The sequence below is a fragment of the Propioniciclava sp. genome, assembly GCF_047602245.1.
Taxonomy (GTDB): Bacteria; Actinomycetota; Actinomycetes; order Propionibacteriales; family Propionibacteriaceae; genus Propioniciclava.
In genome coordinates this window covers 3453769-3473904 of the sequence record NZ_JASGHT010000001.1, presented here as the reverse complement: position 1 = coordinate 3473904, position 20136 = coordinate 3453769, and the positions used below count along the sequence as shown (strand labels likewise).

Sequence of the window (20136 nt, the reverse complement as noted above, 5' to 3'; positions counted from 1 at the left end):
CGCCGGGGGCTCGCTCAACGCTTCCAGGGCGCGGCCGCCTGGCCGGCGACCCACGCGGCGACCTGGGTACGCCGTTGCAGACCCATCTTCGCCAGCAGCGAGGTGATGTGGTTCTTGACGGTCTTCTCGGCGATACCGAGCTCATCGCCGATCTCGCGGTTCGACAGTCCCTTCCCGATCAACTCGATCACCCGGTGTTCGGACGGTGTCAGCCGCGCCGTCGGGTCGTCGCGCCGCGCTCGCCGCCGGGCGAGCGTCCGCTCGTCGAGCAGGTCGCGGCCGCGGGCCACCGCACGCACGGCGTCCACGATGTCGGTACCGCGAGCGGTCTTCAGCAGGTGCGCCTTCGCGCCCGCCTCGTAGGCCTCGGCGAACGCGCGATCGTCGTCGAAGGAGGTCACCACCAGGCAGCGGGTGGCCGGCAGCAGGTGCCGGAGCCGGCGAACGATGTCGATGCCGGTGCCGTCGGGCAGCTGCAGGTCGACCAGCACGATATCGGGCCGCACCGCCGGTGCCCGGCGCAGTGCCTCACGCATCGAGGACGCCTCGGCGACCACGCTCAGCCCCTCGGCCCGCGTGATGAGTTCGGCCAGGCCTCGCCGGACGATCTCGTGATCGTCGACGATCATCACCCGCGTCTGTGTACCGCTTCCGGCTTCGTTGCCACCCACCTGGCGATTTTAACCGATTGGTACATTAACCGTCACGCTTTCGGGGACGCCCCGGCCCGGGGCCTGCGGCATCACCCGTGCCGTCGACGCGGACGGCCGTCCACCACCCGACCGCGACGCCGAGCAGATCGGCCAGTCCGTCGAGCAGGTCGCCGCTGCGCCCCTCGATCCAGAAGAACTGGATCATCTCGCTGACGGGGATGTGCACGAGCATGGGGACCAGCGCCATCCACGGCTTGGGCACGACTCGCAGCAGCGCCCAGGTCGGCGCCGCGAACAACACCACATGGACGATCTTGTCCATCCCCGGGAACCACAGGCCACCCGCATCGGGCGGGCTCGTCGTGTAGAGGCCCCACAGTTGCAGCGCGAGCGCCAGCGCGACGACGATCCAGGCGGCCGCGGCGCGGCGGCGCGGATCGTCCGGCTCGCCGATCACCGTGGGCTCTCCCGCCTGGATCCCGCGGTCACGACAGCCTGCTCAGGATCAGTTCACGGACGCGCGCGGCGTCCGCCTTGCCCTTCATCTGCTTCATGATCGCCCCGATCAGCGCGCCGGCGGCCTGCACCTTGCCGTCGCGGATCTTCTGCGCCACATCGGGCTGGGCGGCGATCGCGGCGTCCACGGCGGCGCCGAGCGCATCGTCGTCCGACACCACGGCCAGGCCACGGGCGGCCACGACCTGATCGGGCGTGCCCTCACCGGCCAGCAGCCCGTCGAACACCTCTCGGGCCAGCTTGTCGTTGAGGGTGCCCGCGTCGACCAGGCGCTGCACCTCGGCGACCTGCGCGGCACTCACGCCCAGTTCGGAGAGTTCGGTGCCGGCCTCGTTGGCGCGCCGCGCCAGCTCGCCCAGCCACCACTTGCGGGCGGACGCCGCGGACGCCCCCGCCGCCACCGTCGCCTCGATCAGGTCGAGCGAGCCGGGCGTGCCGGCGACGTCGCGCATCTCCAGATCCGTGAAGGCCCACGCGGCCTGCAGCCGGGCGCGGCGCTGGGCGGGCGGCTCGGGCAGGGTGGCCCGCAACTCCTCGATCCAGGCCTCGCTCGGCGCGACCGGCACCAGATCGGGCTCGGGGAAGTAGCGGTAGTCCTCGGCCTGCTCCTTGGAGCGGCCCGGGGAGGTCCAGCCCTCCTCGTGCCAGTGCCGGGTCTCCTGGACGACCCGGCCGCCGCCGGCCAGGATCGCGCCCTGGCGGCAGATCTCGTAGCGCAACGCGCCCTCGACCGACTTCAGCGAGTTCACGTTCTTGGTCTCCGAGCGGGTGCCGAGCGTGGTGGAGCCCTTCGGCGCCAGCGACACGTTCGCGTCGCAGCGCATATTGCCGGCCTCCATCCGAGCGTCCGAGACGCCGAGGGCCAGCATCAGCTCGCGCAGGTGCGCCATGTAGGCACGGGCGACCACGGGCGCCTCCGCGCCCAGGCCGAGGATCGGTTTGGTGACGATCTCCATCAGCGGCGTGCCCGCCCGGTTGTAGTCGACCAGCGAGTAGTCGGCGTCGTGGATGCGGCCGGTCGCGCCCGCGTGGGTGAGCTTGCCGGCGTCCTCCTCCATGTGCACCCGCTCGATGTCGATGCGGTAGGTCCGCCCGTCCACGTCGAGGTCGACATAGCCGTCGAAGCAGATCGGCTCGTCGTACTGCGAGGTCTGGAAGTCCTTGGTCATGTCGGGGTAGAAGTAGTTCTTCCGCGCGAACCGGCTCCACGGCGCGATCGAACAGTTCAGCGCCAGCCCGATCCGGATCGCCGACTCGACCGCCTTGCCGTTGACCACCGGCAGCGAACCGGGCAGGCCCAGGCACACCGGGCAGGTCTTGGTGTTCGGCTCGCCACCCGGGGAGTTGTCGCAGCCGCAGAACATCTTGGTGGCGGTGTTCAGCTCGACGTGCACCTCCAGGCCCACGGCCGGGTCGAAGCGCTCCATCACCTCGTCGTAGTCCATCAGTTCGGTGAGGTCGGTCATCTCAGGCCTCCTTCGCGCCGGACGCCCAGCGGGGGGCGAGTTGATCGGTGAGGACGCCGCCGTCGCGCTCGGTGAGCGCACGCTCCAGCGCCGCGCCGACCCGGTAGACCCGGTCGTCGGCCAGCGGGGGCGCCATCACCTGGAAGCCGACAGGCAGGCCGTCCTCGGGAGCCAGGCCGCACGGGAAAGACCCGGACGCGTTGCCGGCCATATTGGATGGGATGGTGCACAGGTCGGAGGCGTACATGGCCAGCGGGTCGGCCAGCCGCTCGCCGAGTGCGAACGCCGTGGTCGGCGTGGACGGCGACACCAGCACATCGACCTGGGCAAAGGCGGCCTCGAAGTCTTGGGCGATCAGGGTGCGCACCTTCTGCGCCGAGCCGTAGTAGGCGTCATAGTAGCCCGAGCTGAGCGCATAGGTGCCGATGATGATGCGCCGCTTCACCTCGTCGCCGAAGCCGGCGTCGCGGCTGAGCTTCATCACCTCTTCGGTGCTGCGGGTGCCGTCGTCGCCGGCGCGCAGGCCGTAGCGCATCGCGTCGTAGCGGGCCAGGTTGGAGCTGACCTCCGAGGGCATGATCAGGTAGTAGGCGCCCAGCGCGTAGCCGAAGTGCGGGCAGGACACCTCGACGATCTCCGCGCCTCGGGCGCGGAGGAGTTCGACGGCCTCGGTGAAGCGCTGGGTGACGCCGGGGGCATACCCCTCGCCGCCGAGTTCGGTGACCACGCCGATGCGCAGCCCGGTGACGTCACCACAGCGGGCGGCGTCCACCACCGGGGGCACCGGCGCGTCGATCGAGGTGGAGTCCATCGGGTCATGGCCCGCGATCACCTCGTGCAGCAGGGCGGCGTCCAGCACGGTGCGGGCGCACGGGCCGGGCTGGTCGAGCGAGGACGCCATCGCGATCACGCCGTAGCGGGAGGTGCCGCCGTAGGTCGGCTTCACCCCGACCGTGCCGGTGACCGCGCCGGGCTGGCGGATCGAGCCGCCGGTGTCGGTGCCGATCGCCAGCGGGGCCTCGAAGGACGCCAGCGCCGCCGCCGAGCCGCCGCCGGAACCGCCGGGGATCCGGTCCAGGTCCCACGGGTTGCGGGTGGGGCCGTAGGCGGAGTTCTCGGTGGAGGAGCCCATCGCGAACTCGTCCAGGTTCGTCTTGCCGAGAATGACGATGCCGGCGTCCAGCAGCCGCTGGGTGACGGTCGCCGAGTAGGGCGGACGCCACCCCTGCAGAATGCGCGAGGCGGCCGTCGTCGGGACGCCCTCCTGGCAGAACAGATCCTTCAGTGCGAGCGGGACGCCCGCGAGCGGGCCGAGCTTCTCGCCGGCGTCCAGGCGCTCGTCCACGGCGCGGGCCTGGGCGAGCGCACCCGCGGCGTCCACATGCAGGAAGGCGTGCACGTCGGCGTCGACGCGGGCGATCTGATCGAGGAAGGCCTGGGTGACCTCGACCGAGGTGAGGTCGCGAGCAGCGATCCGCGCGCCGAGGTCGGCGGCGGTCGCGGTCAGGATGGCGGCGGTCATCAGCCCTCCTCGCCGAGGATGCGGGGAACCCGGAACCGGGCGTCCTCGACCGCGGGCGCCATCGCGAGCGCCTGCTCGGGGCTCAGGCTGGGGCGCACGGTGTCGTCGCGGAACACGTTGGTCAGCGGCAGCGCGTGCGACATGGGCGCCACGTCGGCGTCCGCCACCTCGGCGACCGAGGCGACGGCCTCGAGGATGACGTCGAGCTGCGGAGCGAGCCGCTCCAGCTCGTCGGGGGACAACTCGATGCGCGCCAGGTCGGCGAGCCGCGCGACATCGGCGGTGGTCAAAGCCACGGTGAACTCCTGATGACGGGTCGGGGGACCTACCCATCCTAGGGCTCCCGGCGGCCGCCGTCCGACCCCGCTCGCGCGTTCCAATCCTGCTACAAGGTGTCCGCTGGGTGGCGCGGGCCGTTGGGGAATGTCGGAGTCATCAGGTATCAAGGGGGGCATGTTCCTTCTGCGCGTGATCATTCCCGACCGGCCCGGGTCGCTCGGCGCCGTCGCGTCGGCACTCGGTCACGCCGAGGCCGACATCAACGCCGTCGAGATCGTCGAAAAGGGTCACGGCTTCGTGATCGACGACTTCATGCTCACCCTGCCCGCCGAGGCGCGGCCCGACACGCTGGTCAGCGCCTGCGCGGCGCTACCCGATGTCGAGGTGATGTGGGTGTCGGTGTACCCCGACGACTGGGGCCTGTCCGGCGACATCGACGTGCTGGAACAGATGGTCACCGTTCCCGAGCACGCCGAGAAGGTGCTCGCCGACCTCGCACCGGCCACCTTCCACTGCAGCTGGGCACTCATCATCGACCGCGACAGCGGGCAGGTGGTGCACCGCAGCAAACTGGCGCCCGAAGAGAATCTCGACCTGGGCCGCTTCGGCGATCTGGGCGGCGCCCACGTGGCCGATCTGGACGCCGGCTGGCACGACGGCTGGGGTGAGCACGCGGTTGCCGCCGCACCGTTCCGCGACGACCACACCATCATCATCGGACGCCCGGGGCCGCCGTTCCGCACCTCGGAGCTGGCCCGGCTGAAGCACCTCGCGCTGCTGGCCGGGGACCACGAGCACGTCTGATCGGGGCGATCCCCTTCAGAAGCCGCGCAGCGTGAAGTAGGCGAAGGTTCCGAAGGCCACCACGACGATCACGATGGCGGTGGTGGCGACGATCGTCCACACCCGCTGATGCCGCTTGCTGCGCGTGGACGGCACGTCCGCCGGCGCCCATTCGCCGACGCGCGGGCGCACCCGGGGCGAGGCGTCGCCGTTCAGGTTCAGGTTCGTGTTGAGGCCCTCCACGCCGGCCAGCGTACCCAGTGCCGCGCCGGCGTCCATCGCGGATGTGGACACCCTGCCCACTGCTAGCTGGTCCAGCTAAGGTTTGCCATACCTAATTTTGGGGTGTGGGTGGGCGCGGCATGCCTCCCCCACCCCGCAACAGCAAGGATGGGCGATGAGACAGTGCATAGCGACTGTGTCCCTGGGCGGCAGCCTGGTGGAGAAGATCGATGCGATCGCGAGCGCCGGGTTCGGAAGCGTCGAGTTGTTCACCGACGACTTCCTGAACTCGGGTTTGTCCGCCCGCGAGGTCGCGCTCCGCTGCCGCGATGCCGGGTTGCGGATCGAGGCCTACCAGCCCTTCCGTCGCGCCGAGGGTGTCACCGATGATGAGTTCACCGAGGTCGTCGCCCGGTTCCGCAAAGACCTGGCGATCATCGCCGAACTGGGCACCGACGCCACCGTCGTCGTCTCCAACACCGATCCGGACGCCATCGCCGACCGGGACCATTCCGCCGCCCAGCTGGCGACGCTGGCTGCGATCGCCGCCGAACACGGCGTCGGGATGATGTTCGAGGCGCTGTCGTGGGGCACCCACATCAAGCGCACCGCCGACGCCTGGGACGTGCTGCAGCGCGCCGGACTGTCCCGCGGCAGCCTGGTGCTGGACACCTTCCACCTGCTCGCGCTGGGCGACGGCCTCGCCGACCTGGCCCCGATTCCTGTCGAGGGGTTCGGCATGGTGCAGGTGGCGGACGCCCCGCTGCTGGAGCTGGACGTGCTGCAGTGGAGCCGCAATCATCGCTGCTTCCCCGGCGAGGGCGAGTTCGACCTGGTCAAGATCACCGAGTCGGTACTCGCCTCCGGATTCGACGGTCTGGTCTCGCTGGAGATCTTCAACCCGCGCTATCGCGAGCAGGATCCGCGCCCGCTCGCCCAGCGCGGCGCCGACTCGCTGAACCTGCTGCTGCAGCAGGCCACCTCCACCGCGCACGCGGGACGCTGAGCCGGTGGCTTCCGGGCTACACGGGGTGCGCGGCCAGCGCCTGCGCCGAGGCCCATTCTCGCCCTGCGGACGGCGGGTTTGCCGTCCGCAGGCCGGGTCGCCTACTCTTCGACTCATGAACTCGGCAGCGCGCACCACCACGCTGTCCTTCGTCATGCCCTCCGGCTGTTGTCTGGGCTGTCGCCGCATGCGCGGCGCCCTCTCCTGACCCGGCTTTTCGGCTGAGCGGGAGCAGGGCCTTCAACCCTCACCCGTTTCCTTCAGCCCAGGAGCATTGTCATGACCCTCGATCTCGTTTTCGTCGGCGCGGACGCCGGACGCGCCACCCTCGGCCAGCTCAGCTCTGAGCTCGGCGTCTCGTTCCGCCTGCTCGCCCAGCGCGAGACCACCATGGAGATCTTCCCGGTGAGCGTCCTCACCGTCGAACTCTCCGGCGACGCCCCCCGTCTTCACGAGGCCAGCCGCTGGATCGCCAGCCGCGGCGTCCATCGTTTGGCGACCGCCGCCTGACCAGCCGCTCTTCGCGCACACAGTCGCGCCGGCCCTCGCCTTCACGTTGCTCCCGCGCACGAGTTGCACCGTTGCGCACGGAATCTCGTCGGTAACGGTGCAACTTGTGCGCATGAGCAAAGACCACCCAGGCGCCAGGCCTGTCCGCGTCTTCAATGCAAAATCGTGGTGCGTCTAGTCACCACGTCTCTACATTGAGCTGAGGGCCAAGCACCCCAGCTTAAACCGGCCACCATCAACCTTTAGCTGCGCGCGCCATCTATCTTCGAACGGATCAGCGTCAACGCACTCCGTATCCGCTTCCCGTCCGGACGCACCGCCACGGTTGCCATCATCAAAATGGGCTTGCTCCTGCCCTCGACGTCCACCAGCACTACAAATTGGCGACCAATGAAGGACGGGACTTCGACGATCTCCGCTGACTCCACGTCCTTCCACTTGACAGACCGATGGAATGGAATCATGAGCCGGGCATCACTGACGAGGACAACCAGCCGACCCAGCATTATCACGACGAAAGGCGTCATCACCGCGAGAAACAGAATACCAAAATCCCGGCTGTCGACATCACCTTCCAGAACATACGACCCTCCGATGGACAAGAAAAGCAACAGCACTAATGCCTGCGGCACAGCCCACGGCGTCGACAGCACACGGACTTTCATATCATCGATGGGCAAGGTACATCCTCGACCAGTTCATGCCAGTGAGTAAGGTCCTGATTCCCGGACATCATAGACCTGCACCTGACTGCCGCCGTTCACCCACAGACACGAACGGCACCCGCCGAACCTCCTTCTCAGCCATCTGGGCACTCTCCCTACTGCTCGTTAGCCAACCAGCCAGACGAGGAACATTGAAACCAGACCATGGTCGACGAACTCCGAGGCACGGCGCCCCTCATCTCTTCTCAGCGACCGAGACCTCGGTCGCGACCAAGGCTACACAGCCAAGCAATACCGATTGTTCCACACAGGAGGAAAATTACTACTAGGGCTACATGATCGCCAATCCCCCCAAATGACACCACAGGATCCCCGAACAGATTGAAAGCAATCTCAGCAGGTACGACTTCTCCTACTTCGACCCTGACGGGGAACTCAACAGAGAGGCTCACATCCCCCTGCTGTGAGGTAAACGTACCGCTCGCCAAACAGCGCTCTCCACCATATCTTCCGACGATCATGTGACAGTCAATACCATCTGCCACAACCCGCCCGCGTAACCCCATACCAAGAAGGAACTGCACCTGAGCCCAAGACTGAAGGAGTGCAATAGCCAGGCCCAGCAAGGCGGAAACACCAATGAATGAACCTCGTATTGGGCCATCAATGTGACCCACGTACCCATCTATCCATCTCCACAGCCGACCTCGATCGCTGCGCTCAACGGCCACGAGACCTCCGAGAATCATACGGTCAGCACTGCAGCCGCCACTCTGCAGCTACGCCAATATCTTTAACACAAGCTTACAGAGTGCCGAGCCGAGCGCGGCATCATCCTCGTCCTCGGAGAACCCGATAGTCCCATCCGACTCGTCAGCGACCGCTCTCGCCTTCCCTCTTTGCCCTCTTCGCAGCCCTACGTCGCCTCGACAGCCAGCGGCGCGCATGCCGATCACCGCCAGAGGCGGCACGGCGCACCCACAACACAGCTTCATTCATCTCGCCCGACTCCTCGTGCAACAGGCCCAGGTTGAAAGCACTAAAGGCGTCCCCGCCCTCCCACGAGCGACGATAGATCTCCCGGGCTTCCTGCTCGCGGCCAAGATTCTCCAGGAGAAGACCCAACGGAGTCCCCACCATTTCATTGCCCGCATCGAACGCGGCCCACAACACCTCGACGGCTCCATCATCGTCGCCGTTCCGCTGTCGGAGAGTCGCCACCGCAACGATTGCTTCATCCCACTCCGAAGCCGCCGCCATCAACTCCTCCTCAGACGGCACACCACCATCCTCGGCGCGCAGCACTGCCTCCAGCGCGACACCCAAACGGGTCGGGCGCTTGAGCGCCGCCCGCCTCGCAGCCTTTCGCTCGCACGAACACGCCCCTGCATGTGATGCGCCAATGCCAGATTATACCATCCGCTGATATCCCTTTTAATGAGCCTTTCACGCGCGTCACCCTCTAGCCCTCCCGCAGAATCAACATCTTCATCCGAAACATTACCCTGACATTCGTCCAGCAAGACCATCACCTCTTCGTTGACTCCGCCCGGAGGTCACAAACGACCATACGCGGCACAGCGCGGCCATCTCAAACGATAAGCAAGATCACCACAATCGCAGCAGACGCATAGACAACAGCCCCCGCCACAGCCACCCGACGCTCAGCTTCAGACAATTTACCGCGATACTCCCGGGTCAGACACAGGACAAGCCCAGGGCGCCCACCTGTGAACAAAACCAGAGTCGGCAAAGTAATGCCCATTTTGAAGAACTCGGATATCGGATAGTCGCCAAAATAGTGGAGCATTGGACCTATCACCGGAGCCAAGGCGAGAACCACTATTCCCAACACCCGCTCACCTCGGCTCACTGGTAGAGTCTCATCTCTATACGCGAGAACAACAGCGACAACGAGAGACAGCAACCAAATGACCGCGTACGGCATCCTAACACCCCTCTAGCCACGAACTCTCTAATAGCGACTCCCCGATTGTGCGTCCACGACAGAGAATCCCGCGCGTTCAGCCAACTCGATCACAAGCTCAAGCGCAACATCAAGCGCGGCGTTCGTTAACACAACACGATACGTCCCATCATCTTCACGGACGGGCGGCCACGCTGCCAAGCCATGCTGCATGAGAACTGGGTCTGACTCAACCAGATCCACAAAGCGCTGGATCCGCTCGCCTCGGCTCTCCTCGATCCCGCTATCGTCGGGCCACGAGAGCACCAATGTCCACGCCATTCACCTATCCCCCGCCGCGCCATAGAAAGTACCCCACGACGAAGGGCACCACATCTCGCAACACAATCCGGCATTGCTTGTCGTCCATCACGTAGATTTGCTCACGCCCCGCGTAACCTCGCCGCCATATCGCGCTTGAGGCTATCCTCAACCGACGCGTCTCGGTCGAACATAACAATGACTCGCGGATCACCTGATGTGGAATTTTCACCGTCACCGCGCCAGGCTTGCCGATACGGATCGCCTTCCCAGGCGTCGCTTGCTCCAACATCGCACAAAGGTAATGCACCTTCACGTCGTACCACAGGAGATGACGCACACTCTTCGCGTCCTCCAGCACCCATGCCTGCTTCTGCGCCAAACGCCGGACCTCGACTTCGGGGCGTTCCAGCGCGATCAGGTTGGTCGTCGCGGCCTCAATACGCCTCACGAATTCCAGATTCATCGTCGTTACCCTCCTTCGCTCCGCGAACACACGGTCGCCATCACCGGCGTGGCCACGACTCAACTCCCGACCGTTACCCCTCCACGGCGTCCAGGCCTCGGGTCAGCAGGTCTTCGAAGCGGTCGGCGTCCAGGATGGGGACGCCCAGGGTTTCGGCTTTGGTGTACTTCGATCCTGAGGACTCCCCTGCGACCAGCACTGATGTCCGTTTCGACACCGAACCGGAGGCTTTGCCGCCGCGGGCGAGGATCGCTTCTTGTGCGGTGTCGCGGGTGTAGCCGGGCACCGATCCGGTGACCACGATGGTCAGGCCGGCCAGCGTTTGTTCGACGGCGGGCTCACTCGCGGCGTCCTCATCGACCTCGTCGGCCAGCACGCAGCCGGCGGCGAGCCACTTGTCGACGATGGCGCGGTGCCAGTCGACGCTGAACCATTCCACGATGGATGCCGCCAGCGTCGGGCCGATGCCGTCGACGGCGGACAGTTCCTCCTCCGAGGCCGACCCCAGCGCCTCGACGCTCGGGAACGCCCGGGCGACATCGGGCGCGACGCCCTTGCCGATGTGCCGGATCGACAGTGCGACCAGGAACTTCGCCCACGGGCGCGTCTTGGCGGCCTCCAGGTTGGCGAGCAGTTTGCCCGCGTTGGCGTTGAGGACACGCTCCTTCGTCTTCGGGTCGGTGCGGGTGAAGAACTCGGTGCGGGCCAGGTCGTCGGCGGTCAGTGAGAACAGGTCGCCCTCGTCCGACACCAGGCCGGCCGACAACAGGGCGTCCGCCCCTTGCCAGCCCAGGTTCTCGATATCCAGCGCCGCCCGCGAAGCGACGTGGAACAGGCGTTCGCGCAGCTGGCTGGGGCAGGAGCGGGTGTTGGGGCAGCGCAGGTCTTTGTCGCCCTCCTTCTCCTCACGCAACTCGGTGCGGCAGCTGGGGCAGTGCGTCGGCATCACCCAGGCCGGCAGGCCTTCGGGGCGCAGCGCGAGCACCGGGCCGAGGATTTCGGGAATCACGTCGCCGGCCTTGCGCAGGATCACCGTGTCCCCAGGGCGGACGTCCTTGCGGGCCACCTCGTGCGCATTGTGCAGGGTGGCCATCTCGACGGTCGAGCCGGCCACGAACACCGGCTCCATGATTCCGTAGGGCGTCACCCGGCCCGTCCGGCCGGTGTTCACCGCGATGCGCAGCAGCTTGGTGTTCACCTCTTCGGGCGGGTACTTGAACGCGATCGCCCAGCGCGGCGCCCGCGAGGTGAAGCCGAGCTCGCGCTGGCGGGCGCGGTCGTTCACCTTGAGCACGACGCCGTCCATCTCGTGCTCGAACGAATGCCGGCGATCCTCCTGCTCGGTGATGTAGGCCAGTGCCTCGGCCAAACCCGGCACCACGCGATTGTGCGGGCTCACCGGCAGCCCCCATGCGCGCAGCTGCTCGTAGCCGTCGGATTGCCGGGCAGTCTCGTCGGCCGAGAAGGCCCCCAGCCCGTGGGCGTAGAAGCGCAGGTTCCGGGACGCGGTGACCCGCGGGTCCTTCTGCCGCAGCGATCCGGCCGAGGAGTTGCGCGGGTTGGCGAACCGGGGGCGTCCGGCCGCCTCCAGGGAATCGTTGAGCGCCGCGAAGTCGCCGGGGCGCATGAACACCTCGCCGCGCACCTCCACCAGATCGGGGGCGTCGTCGGTGAGCATCAGCGGCACGTCGGCGATGGTGCGGACGTTGGCGGTGACGTCTTCGCCGTAGCGTCCGTCGCCACGGGTGGCCGCGGTGTGCAGGCGGCGGTCGCGGTAGACCAGGTCGAGGGCGAGACCGTCGATCTTCACCTCGCACAACAGCTCGGTCTCCCCGCCCAGGCGCGCATACCAGCGCTCCACCTCTTCGACGGTGAACGCGTTGTCGAGGCTCATCATCGGCTCCAGGTGCTCGACCGCCGCGAAGGTCGCCGACACCGCGCCGCCCACCTGCTGCGAGGGCGACTCGGGTGTCCGCAACTCGGGATGGGTCTCCTCCAGCGCCAGCAACTCGTTCATCAGCGCATCGAAGGCGGCATCGGTCAGGTCGGGGGCGTCCAGCACGTAGTACTGGAAGCGCGCGTCGTTGATCAGCTGGGCCAACTCGGCATGCCGGGTGCGAGGATCGGTCACGCGCAGAACTTACCGCGTCCTGGTGCGGGATCGTGGTGCGAGGACCGACCGAAATCCTGCGCTGGAACCGTCAGCGGCTCAGTTCGTCGTCCATCCGCTCGGCGACGACGTTCACGGCGCGCAGCAACGCCGACACCTGCCCCGGAGCCCAACCGGCCAGCCCGCACGCGGGGGTCAGCACCACCCGCTCGCTCAGCACAGGCCCCAGTTCGAGCGGGCGCAGCACGCCGAGCACCCGCCGGGTCAGCGCGTCGGCGTCCGGCCCGGTACCGGACGCCGTGGGCGCGCACCCCAGCCACAGCTGGTGACCCCGCTCGATCGCGGCGCCGAGAACATCCCAGTCCGCCGGCGTGATCAGATCCTGGTCCAGGGCCACCCCGGCAAACCCGGCGCCCCGTTCACCGAACATCAGGCCGACCTCGAGCCCGGCCGCACAGCAGTGCACCACCTGGCCGCCCAGCGGCCGCAACAATTCGGCCACCTCGGCCCGGTCCACGGCGCGATGCCGGAAGTATCCGCCCTCGGTCGGTACCCGCCCGTCCAGCACCGCCGGCAGCGACGGCTCGTCCACCTGCAGCAGCACCGACACTCCGGGCAGCCGCTTCTCGATCTCGCCGGCCAGATCGCGGACGCCACAGGCCAGCGCCTGCGCGAGATCGCGCCGGGCCACCCGGTCACCGAGCACCCGCCCGCCCAGCGGCAGCAACGTCGACGATGCCAGCGTCCACGGGCCGGTCACGGCGATCTTCAGCGGCCCGGTGAGTCCTTGGGCGTTCTCCTCCAGCACATCCAGGTCATCGCGCAACGCGGCCCGGGCCCGCCGCTGGTCCAGCCCGGGCACGGAGGCGAGCTTCCACGCTCCGGCGTCCAACTCGGCGCCGAGGCCGTCCAGCACGCCGAGCGCGCGGCCGATCATTCCCGCCCACGGGCCGCGCGCGGGAAACTCGGGCAGCCAGGGCACCGATACCGATTCGAGTGCCAACCGGACGCCGGCGCCCAGGTCGGTGCCGGGCAGCGAGCCCAGTGCCGAGGTTCTCATCCGGTCTCCGCGATCGTCGCCGCACCGACCACCAGATCGCCGTCGTAGAGCACGGCCGCCTGTCCGGGCGCGATCCCCTGCGCGGCATCGTCCAGCACGATCCGGACGCCCTCGCCCCCGGCGGTGACCGAGCACGGCATGGCGGCACCGTGCGCGCGCACCTGCACCAGCCCGCGCCAGGTCCCTAGCCGGGGCGCGGCGACCGCCCAGGTGGGCCGGATCGCGTCGATCACCGACACCGACAGTCCTTCGCGCGGGCCGACCACGACCGTATTGGTCGCCGGCGTGATGCCGAGCACGTAGCGGGGGCGTCCGTCCGCGGCGGGCACGCCGAGCCGCAGCCCCTTGCGCTGGCCGACGGTGAACTGATGATGCCCGGAGTGATGACCGACCACGGCCCCGGCGGTGTCGACGATCTCGCCGTCGCGTTCGCCGAGCGCACGATTCAGGAACCCGGCCGTGTCACCGTCGGAGATGAAGCAGATGTCGTGCGAATCCGGCTTGGACGCCACCCGCAGCCCGAGCGCGGCGGCCTCGGCCCGCACCTGCGGCTTCTCGGTGCCGTACAGCGGGAACAGGGAGTGGCGCAGCTGCTCCTGGGTGAGGACGCCGAGCACATAGCTCTGGTCCTTGGCGGCGTCCGCGGCCCGGTAGAGCCGCGCCTCGTCGCCGGCCCATTCCAGCCGTGCGTAGTGGCCGGTGGCGACCGCGTCGAAACCGAGCGCGATGCCCCGGTCGAGCACGGCGGCGAACTTGATCTTCTCGTTGCAGCGCAGGCAGGGGTTCGGCGTCCGGCCCGCCGCGTACTCGGCGAGGAAATCCTCCACCACGTCGGCGTGGAAACGCTCGGAGAAGTCCCACACATAGAAGGGGATGCCGAGGGTGTCGGCGACCCGGCGGGCGTCGAGCGAGTCCTCCAGCGAGCAGCAGCCGCGCGAGCCCGAACGGTACGCCTCGGGGTTGCGGTTCAGCGCGAGATGGACGCCGACCACCTCATGCCCCTCGGCGACCAGGCGCGCGGCAGCCACCGAGGAGTCCACTCCCCCTGACATCGCCACCAGAACACGCACCCGCCGATTCTAGGCGAACGCCGCCCGCGCCCTCGCGACGGCATCCGGCCAGTCGGCCAGCACGGCATCGATGTCGGCGGCGGTCGTCGTCCAGCCGAGTGAGAACCGCACCGACGCGGAGGCGTCCGCTTCGCTGCGGCCCATCGCCAGCAGCACCTCGCTGGGCTGGTGGACGCCTGCGGTGCACGCCGACCCGGTCGAGCAATCGATGCCGGCGGCATCCAGCAGGAAGAGGATGTCGTCGGCGCGGGTGCCCGCGACGGTGACGTGGCAGATCGCGGGGCTCACCAGCGCCGGACCGTTCACCCGCACGCCGTCCACGGCGGTCAACCCGCCAACGAGCCGCGTGCGCAGACCGGCGAGCCGGACGGCCTCAGCGTCCAACTCGGCGACGGACGCCGCAGCCGCCGCCGCGAACCCGGCCGCCAACGCGACCGGGACGGTGCCCGAGCGCAGCCGGCGCTCCTGTCCGCCGCCGTGACTGACCACCGCCAACGGCGCGTCCCGGCGGGCGATCAAGGCGCCCACACCGACCGGGCCGCCGGCCTTGTGCGCCGACAAGCTCATCGCATCCAGCCCTGAATCAGCGAAGGAGAGTGGTACGTGACCGAGCGCCTGCACGGCATCGCTGTGCGCCCGGACGCCCGCGCGCCGGCAAGCCTCCACGAAGGCCGCCAGTGGCTGCAGTGCACCTGTCTCGTTGTTCACCGCCATCAGCGACGCCCAGGCCACCTCGCCGCGCAACGATGCCAGCGCGTCGCCGGTGACCACGCCGTCGGCGTCCACGCCGAGCCACACCGCCCGGTCTCCGAGGGCGCGCAGGCCGTGCAGCACCGCGGGGTGTTCCACGGTGGACGCCGCCACGCGCGGGCGTCCGGCACCGGCTCCCCACAAGGCGCCCCCGGCGATCACCAGACCGTCGGCCTCGGTGCCACCGGCGGTGAAGACGACCTCGGCCGGATGGGCGCCGACGGCGTCCGCCAGCTGCTCGCGGGCATCCTCGAGGATGGCGCGCGCCCGGCGTCCGGAGGCGTGCAGCGAACTGGGGTTGCCGACCGCCTCCCACGCCGCGTGCATCGCGGTCAGCGCCTGCGGGCGCAGCGGCGTGGTCGCGGCGTGGTCGAGGTAGTGCCGGTCACGGATCGCCGACGGCATCGGCCCTCCTCATCACTGTGGGCATTCGAGGCATTCCGGGGGCGAGCATAACCAGCACCGTCCGGGCACACGGACTCGCCCGCGGCGGCCCCACCGTCCTCGCTAATGTTGCGGCCAAGCAGAGAGGCACATCCATGGGCTATTTCACGAAACCACGCGAGGCGCGCGCCGCCCTCGCGCCGCTCTCACAGGAGCGCATCCTGCACGCGCTCAGCGAGCGCGGCACGCCCTGCGATCTCGACGACGACGGTGACATCGTCGGTGGTTGGGACGGCTGTTACGTCCACTTCTTCACCGAGGGCGAACGGGGCGAGGTGCTGCGGGTGCGCGGCATGTGGTGGGGCCTGCTCGCACCCGAACGCCTCGGCGATGCCCTGCGCGTCGGCAACGAGTGGAGCTCCCAGTCGCTTTTCCCGCGTCCCCTGGTGCATGAGATCGACGAGGGCGTGCTCATCGCCGCCGACTACACCGTCGATTACGAACACGGTCTCACCGACGCCCAGCTCGAGCTCCACATCAGCTGCGCGCTCAGCGCGTGCGGAGCCTTCTTCGACCATGTGAATGAGCGCTTCCCCGAGGAAGCCGCCACGGCGAAGGCCGAGTTCGAGGCGGAGTGAGCGAGCGTTTCCAGGTCGACCTGGGCGGTCTGATCAGCCTGCTGTCGGGTCACCTCTACTCCGGGCCTCAGGTCTATCTGCGCGAACTGCTGCAGAACGCGGTGGACGCCGTGTCCGCGCGCCGCAGTCTCTGCCCGGACGCCCCCGCCGCCGTCCGGCTGGTCGTGCACGAAAACGGCGTGCCGGAACGCCGCGGGGTTCCGGTGCTGGACGTGATCGACACCGGCATCGGACTGACCGCGGCCGAGGCCGTCGACCTTCTCGCGACCATCGGGCGCAGTTCGAAGACCGATCCCTACCTCGGCGGGGGCCGCGCGGGCTACATCGGCCAGTTCGGCATCGGCCTGCTGGCCGCGTTCATGGTCGCCGACGAGGTGGACATCCTCTCCTGCTCAGCGAGCGCGGGCGCGACGCCGGTCAGCTGGCGAGGCCGCGCTGAGGGCACCTTCGAGGTGGCCGAGCCCCCTGATGACGCCGCGACCGCGATCGGTGCCGGCACCCGGGTCCGGCTGTGGGCGCGCCCGGACGCGGAACATTGGCTGAGCCGCGAGACCGTCGTCACGCTGGCGCGCGACTACGGCGGCCTGCTGCCGATCGATGTCGCCGTCGAGGTCCCGGTCGAGGGCGCCGGCATGCTTCCCCGGCGTGTTTCCTCACCAGCGCTGCCCTGGGACCGAGCCCACCACACCCCGGCGCACCGCGCCGACGCGCTGGCCTCCTACTGCGAGGAGACCTTCGGGTTCACGCCCTTGGGCCACATCGATCTGGCCGTGGACCTGGTCGGGCTCAGCGGGGTCGCCTTCATCCTGCCCCAGGCCGTCGCGCCCGGCATGGGCGGGCATCGGGTCTACCTCAAGCGCATGCTGCTCGGTGACCGGGTGACCGACCTGCTGCCCGAGTGGGCCTTTTTCGTCCGCGTCGTGTTGAACGCCACCGGCCTGCAGCCCACCGCCTCGCGCGAACAGCTCCACGCCGACGAACTGCTGCTCGCCACGCAGGAGGCGCTGGCCGTCCAGCTCAAGGACTGGGCCCGGACCACGCTGGCCGGCGACACCCCGCTCGCGCGCCGCTTCATCCAGGTGCACCACCTCGCGCTGCGCGCCCTGGCCGTGGCCGACGACGAGATGCTCGATCTCGTCGCCGCCGTGCTGCCCTTCGAGACCACCTCCGGTCTGGTCACCCTCGCCGAACTGGCGCGCTCCGGCGAGGTGCTGTACGCGCCCACGGTCGAGGAATACCGCCGCGTGGCCGCGGTGGCCCGCGCCCAGGACATCGCGGTCGTCAATGCCGGCTACGTCTACGACGCCGACCTGCTCGGACGGCTCGCCCGCCGCCCCGGCTGGCGGGTGCGGCCGCTGGCACCCAGCGACCTGGTTCACGTGCTGGCCTTGCTGCCCCCGGTCCGCGAATTGGAACTGCTGGACGCCGTCACCGCGGTGCGCGCGGTGCTGGCGCACGACGACTGCGGCGTGCTGATCCGTTCCTTCGAGCCCGATTCGGTGCCGGCGCTGATGCTGGAGGACCGTGACGGTGCCCACCAGCGCGACCTCCGCCGCCAGCGGGACGCCTCGGCCAACCTGTGGTCGGATGTGCTCGCGGTGTTCGCCACCGATCAACCCACCCGCACGCTGGTGCTCAACGACGCGTCCGCGGTGGTGCGCGATCTGCTGGCCTGCCCGCCCGGACCGGTCTTCGAGGCCGGCGTCCGGTCGCTCTACCTGACCGCGGTGATGCTGGCCGGCGAACGCCTGCGCAACCGTGACCTGACCGCACTCAACGACGCCCTCGGCACACTGCTGCGCGCCGGGGTGCGCGACGACGAGGCTCGTGACGAGGAGGCATCGTGAACCCCGAGGACGTCCGCCACGAACTGGCCCGCATCGGCGCGATGCCCTACTCGCTCGCCCGCACGGCGATCGCCGAGGAGACCGCGCGCCGCATCGAAGCCGACGGCCCACGCGCATGCCTGCCGCTCGCCCTGCTCACCGTCGTCCAGTCGCAGGTCTGGGGCGGCGAGCCCGCCAAGGCGTTCGTGGCCTTCGCCCAGGCGACCCAGCTGTGGGACGCCCACCCGGAGCTGTTCGACGAGGAGGACCGCTTCATCTTCTTCTGGGAACACAAGTGGATGGTCGGCCACCTGATCGAGTTTCCTCAGATCCCCGCGGCGCAGATCGAGGCGTCCCTGAACGACATGGCCCGCCGCTACGCGCTGGCCGGCCACGGGATGAGCGCCGTCGCTCACGAGGCGTTCTGCTGGGCCGAGCACCGGGGCACGGCGGATGCTGAGCGTTTGTTCGAGACGTGGATCTCCACTCCGCGCGACGAGTTCTCCCAGTGCGCGGCCTGCTCGCACCGTGCCGAAGCCGACTGGCACCTGGACGCCGGACGTCCCGAGCGGGCGATCGCCATCGTCGAAGCGGCGCTCGCCGCCGGCGAGAAGTGCGCCAGCGAACCCGCCACCATGCTGAGCACGATCGCACTCGCCTACCTCGACCTGGGGCTCCCGGAGCAGGCACTGTCGGCCCATCGCCGCGCGGAGTCGGCGCTGCGCCACTCCGAGACCGATATGGCCGCCACCCGCGGACGCCGGTTCGCTCTGCTCGCCCGCGGCGGGCTGCCCGAGCGTGCCCTGCGCGCGCTGGCCGAGGACGCGCACCTGCTGCTGGAGGCAGAAAGCCCACTCGCGCGCCTGGGGTTCCTGACCGCCGTGCTCAGCGGGTTGTCCTCGCTGCCCGACCGCGGCACCGCGATCGCCCTGGCCGGGATTCCGGCGGCCACCGTGGACGAGGTGCGCGGCTGGGTCCACGCCGAGGCGTCCCGGCTCGCGGCCGCGTTCGACCGCCGCAACGGCACGGACGCCCACACCCGCAGGGTGGCGGCGGCCCTGGCGGCGACTCCGGCCCCGGAGCCGATCGACTTCACGGTGCTCGGTCCCCCGGCCGCCACACCCCCGCCGGTTCAGCACATCACCACCTCCCGGGAGGATCCGTCCGAAGACCTCGCCCGGTTGCTCGGGAACGCCGAGACCCTCGTCGAGCTCGATCAGCTCGAGTCGGCGGCGTCGGCCTACCTCGCCGCCGCACAAGCCGCCGAGCGGGCAGGGCTGCTCACCGATGCGGGATTCGCCTACGCCGAGGCGGCGGCCTGCGCACAGGCGTGCGGCGACGACCCGGGCGCCCATCGCGCGTTCTCCGACGCCGTCGCGCGCCTGAAGGCGGACGCCGTCGATGACCCCCACCTCGCCCCGGTGCTGACCGCCTGGGCGCCGGTCGCCGTCCAGGCGGGTGCTCCCGAGCCGGTGCTGGCCGAGCTGGAACAGGCCCTCGTCCGGCTCGGCCGCGACGCAGGCGAGGCAACGCCCAGCAACGCCGACGAGCGGGAACGCCGCCGGCTGTGGGCCGACCTCAGCGACACCGCCGCCCGCGTCCTCGCCTCCCTGCCCGCCGGTGACGCCGCCGGGGCGATCGAGTACGCCCTGAACGCCGCGCACGCCTACGCCGCTCTCGACTTGTCCGGGGACGCCGCGCACGCGTTCTGGCTCGCCGGCCAGATCCAGCGCGACACCGGCCGGCTCGCCGAGGCCGCCGACAGTCTTCAGGCCGCCGTCACCCGCGCCGGCAACGCCTTCGACGAACAACTACGCGCCGAGGCCGGCAGCGCGTTGCTACGCATCCTGCGAGAAACCGGCCAGGACGCCCGCGCTGCCGTGCTGCTCCGCTCACTGAAGCCCCGCTGAAGCTAACCCGCGGCCGCCGCGCCGGACCAGAAAGGTGCATCCGGTACCCGCGGTGCGTCATAATGGCCCGGCC

The 20136-nt window shown here is 69.2% G+C and carries 19 protein-coding genes; 6 read left to right on the top strand and 13 right to left on the bottom strand.

Features of this window, described 5'->3' with window-relative positions; genetic code table 11:
• Positions 1-14 precede the first annotated feature (14 nt).
• The 5 genes from QM708_RS16390 to gatC are packed head-to-tail and all read right to left on the bottom strand — an operon-like array spanning position 15 to position 4453.
• Positions 15-671: a response regulator gene (locus QM708_RS16390; protein WP_415111030.1), complete on the bottom strand. Its 657-nt coding sequence runs from the start codon at positions 669-671 to the stop codon at positions 15-17.
• Positions 672-696: 25 nt separating this feature from the next.
• Positions 697-1110 (bottom strand): VanZ family protein, encoded by a 414-nt coding sequence (locus QM708_RS16385; protein WP_415111027.1) that lies wholly within the window; start codon positions 1108-1110, stop codon positions 697-699.
• Between the two features lie 28 nt (positions 1111-1138).
• On the bottom strand, positions 1139-2635 hold the full coding sequence (gene gatB, locus QM708_RS16380) for an Asp-tRNA(Asn)/Glu-tRNA(Gln) amidotransferase subunit GatB (protein WP_415111024.1): 1497 nt from the start codon (positions 2633-2635) through the stop codon (positions 1139-1141).
• A gap of 1 nt (position 2636) precedes the next feature.
• Complete coding sequence (gene gatA / locus QM708_RS16375; RefSeq protein WP_415111022.1) at positions 2637-4157, bottom strand: Asp-tRNA(Asn)/Glu-tRNA(Gln) amidotransferase subunit GatA; 1521 nt, start codon at positions 4155-4157, stop codon at positions 2637-2639.
• Positions 4157-4453, bottom strand: coding sequence for an Asp-tRNA(Asn)/Glu-tRNA(Gln) amidotransferase subunit GatC (gene gatC, locus QM708_RS16370; protein ID WP_415111019.1), 297 nt, complete (start codon positions 4451-4453; stop codon positions 4157-4159). Before gatC ends, gatA begins: the two co-directional genes overlap by 1 nt.
• 157 nt (positions 4454-4610) lie before the next feature.
• Between gatC and QM708_RS16365 the strand changes: the two genes are divergently transcribed.
• Positions 4611-5240, top strand: a complete 630-nt coding sequence (locus tag QM708_RS16365; RefSeq protein ID WP_415111016.1) for an amino acid-binding protein — start codon at positions 4611-4613, stop codon at positions 5238-5240.
• A 15-nt stretch (positions 5241-5255) separates the two neighbouring features.
• On the opposite strand, the gene QM708_RS16360 is transcribed toward QM708_RS16365, so the two are convergent.
• Positions 5256-5513 (bottom strand): hypothetical protein, encoded by a 258-nt coding sequence (locus QM708_RS16360; RefSeq protein WP_415111013.1) that lies wholly within the window; start codon positions 5511-5513, stop codon positions 5256-5258.
• A 103-nt stretch (positions 5514-5616) separates the two neighbouring features.
• On the opposite strand from QM708_RS16360, the gene QM708_RS16355 reads away from it, so the two are divergent.
• Complete coding sequence (locus tag QM708_RS16355) at positions 5617-6447, top strand: sugar phosphate isomerase/epimerase family protein (protein WP_415111010.1); 831 nt, start codon at positions 5617-5619, stop codon at positions 6445-6447.
• A 279-nt stretch (positions 6448-6726) separates the two neighbouring features.
• Entirely contained in the window at positions 6727-6957 is a 231-nt protein-coding gene (locus QM708_RS16350; protein ID WP_415111007.1) for an NIL domain-containing protein, read from the top strand.
• Between the two features lie 242 nt (positions 6958-7199).
• Here the strand turns inward: QM708_RS16350 and QM708_RS16345 are convergent, their stop codons facing one another.
• From QM708_RS16345 to QM708_RS16315, 7 genes are all read right to left on the bottom strand, one after another.
• Positions 7200-7637 (bottom strand): hypothetical protein, encoded by a 438-nt coding sequence (locus QM708_RS16345; RefSeq protein WP_415111004.1) that lies wholly within the window; start codon positions 7635-7637, stop codon positions 7200-7202.
• Between the two features lie 858 nt (positions 7638-8495).
• Positions 8496-8903, bottom strand: a complete 408-nt coding sequence (locus QM708_RS16340) for a hypothetical protein (RefSeq protein ID WP_415111001.1) — start codon at positions 8901-8903, stop codon at positions 8496-8498.
• 971 nt (positions 8904-9874) lie between these two features.
• Positions 9875-10315 (bottom strand): hypothetical protein, encoded by a 441-nt coding sequence (locus QM708_RS16335; RefSeq protein WP_415110998.1) that lies wholly within the window; start codon positions 10313-10315, stop codon positions 9875-9877.
• Positions 10316-10388: 73 nt separating this feature from the next.
• Complete coding sequence (ligA, locus tag QM708_RS16330) at positions 10389-12446, bottom strand: NAD-dependent DNA ligase LigA (protein ID WP_415110995.1); 2058 nt, start codon at positions 12444-12446, stop codon at positions 10389-10391.
• Positions 12447-12516: 70 nt separating this feature from the next.
• Positions 12517-13485: a methionine synthase vitamin-B12 independent gene (locus QM708_RS16325; protein ID WP_415110992.1), complete on the bottom strand. Its 969-nt coding sequence runs from the start codon at positions 13483-13485 to the stop codon at positions 12517-12519.
• The gene (gene mnmA / locus QM708_RS16320; protein WP_415110989.1) at positions 13482-14555 is read right to left on the bottom strand and encodes a tRNA 2-thiouridine(34) synthase MnmA; all 1074 of its coding nucleotides are present in this window, start codon (positions 14553-14555) and stop codon (positions 13482-13484) included. The genes QM708_RS16325 and mnmA overlap by 4 nt, the downstream gene beginning before the upstream one ends.
• A 9-nt stretch (positions 14556-14564) precedes the next feature.
• On the bottom strand, positions 14565-15710 hold the full coding sequence (locus QM708_RS16315; RefSeq protein ID WP_415110986.1) for a cysteine desulfurase family protein: 1146 nt from the start codon (positions 15708-15710) through the stop codon (positions 14565-14567).
• 134 nt (positions 15711-15844) lie between these two features.
• Between QM708_RS16315 and QM708_RS16310 the strand changes: the two genes are divergently transcribed.
• From QM708_RS16310 to QM708_RS16300, 3 genes are read left to right on the top strand one after another with little or no spacing between them, the layout of a single operon-like run.
• On the top strand, positions 15845-16327 hold the full coding sequence (locus QM708_RS16310; RefSeq protein ID WP_415110983.1) for a YbjN domain-containing protein: 483 nt from the start codon (positions 15845-15847) through the stop codon (positions 16325-16327).
• A complete protein-coding gene (locus tag QM708_RS16305; protein ID WP_415110980.1) occupies positions 16324-18174 on the top strand; it encodes an HSP90 family protein in 1851 nt (616 codons plus the stop codon). The genes QM708_RS16310 and QM708_RS16305 overlap by 4 nt, the downstream gene beginning before the upstream one ends.
• Entirely contained in the window at positions 18171-20063 is a 1893-nt protein-coding gene (locus QM708_RS16300) for a hypothetical protein (RefSeq protein WP_415110977.1), read from the top strand. Before QM708_RS16305 ends, QM708_RS16300 begins: the two co-directional genes overlap by 4 nt.
• Positions 20064-20136: the final 73 nt, after the last annotated feature.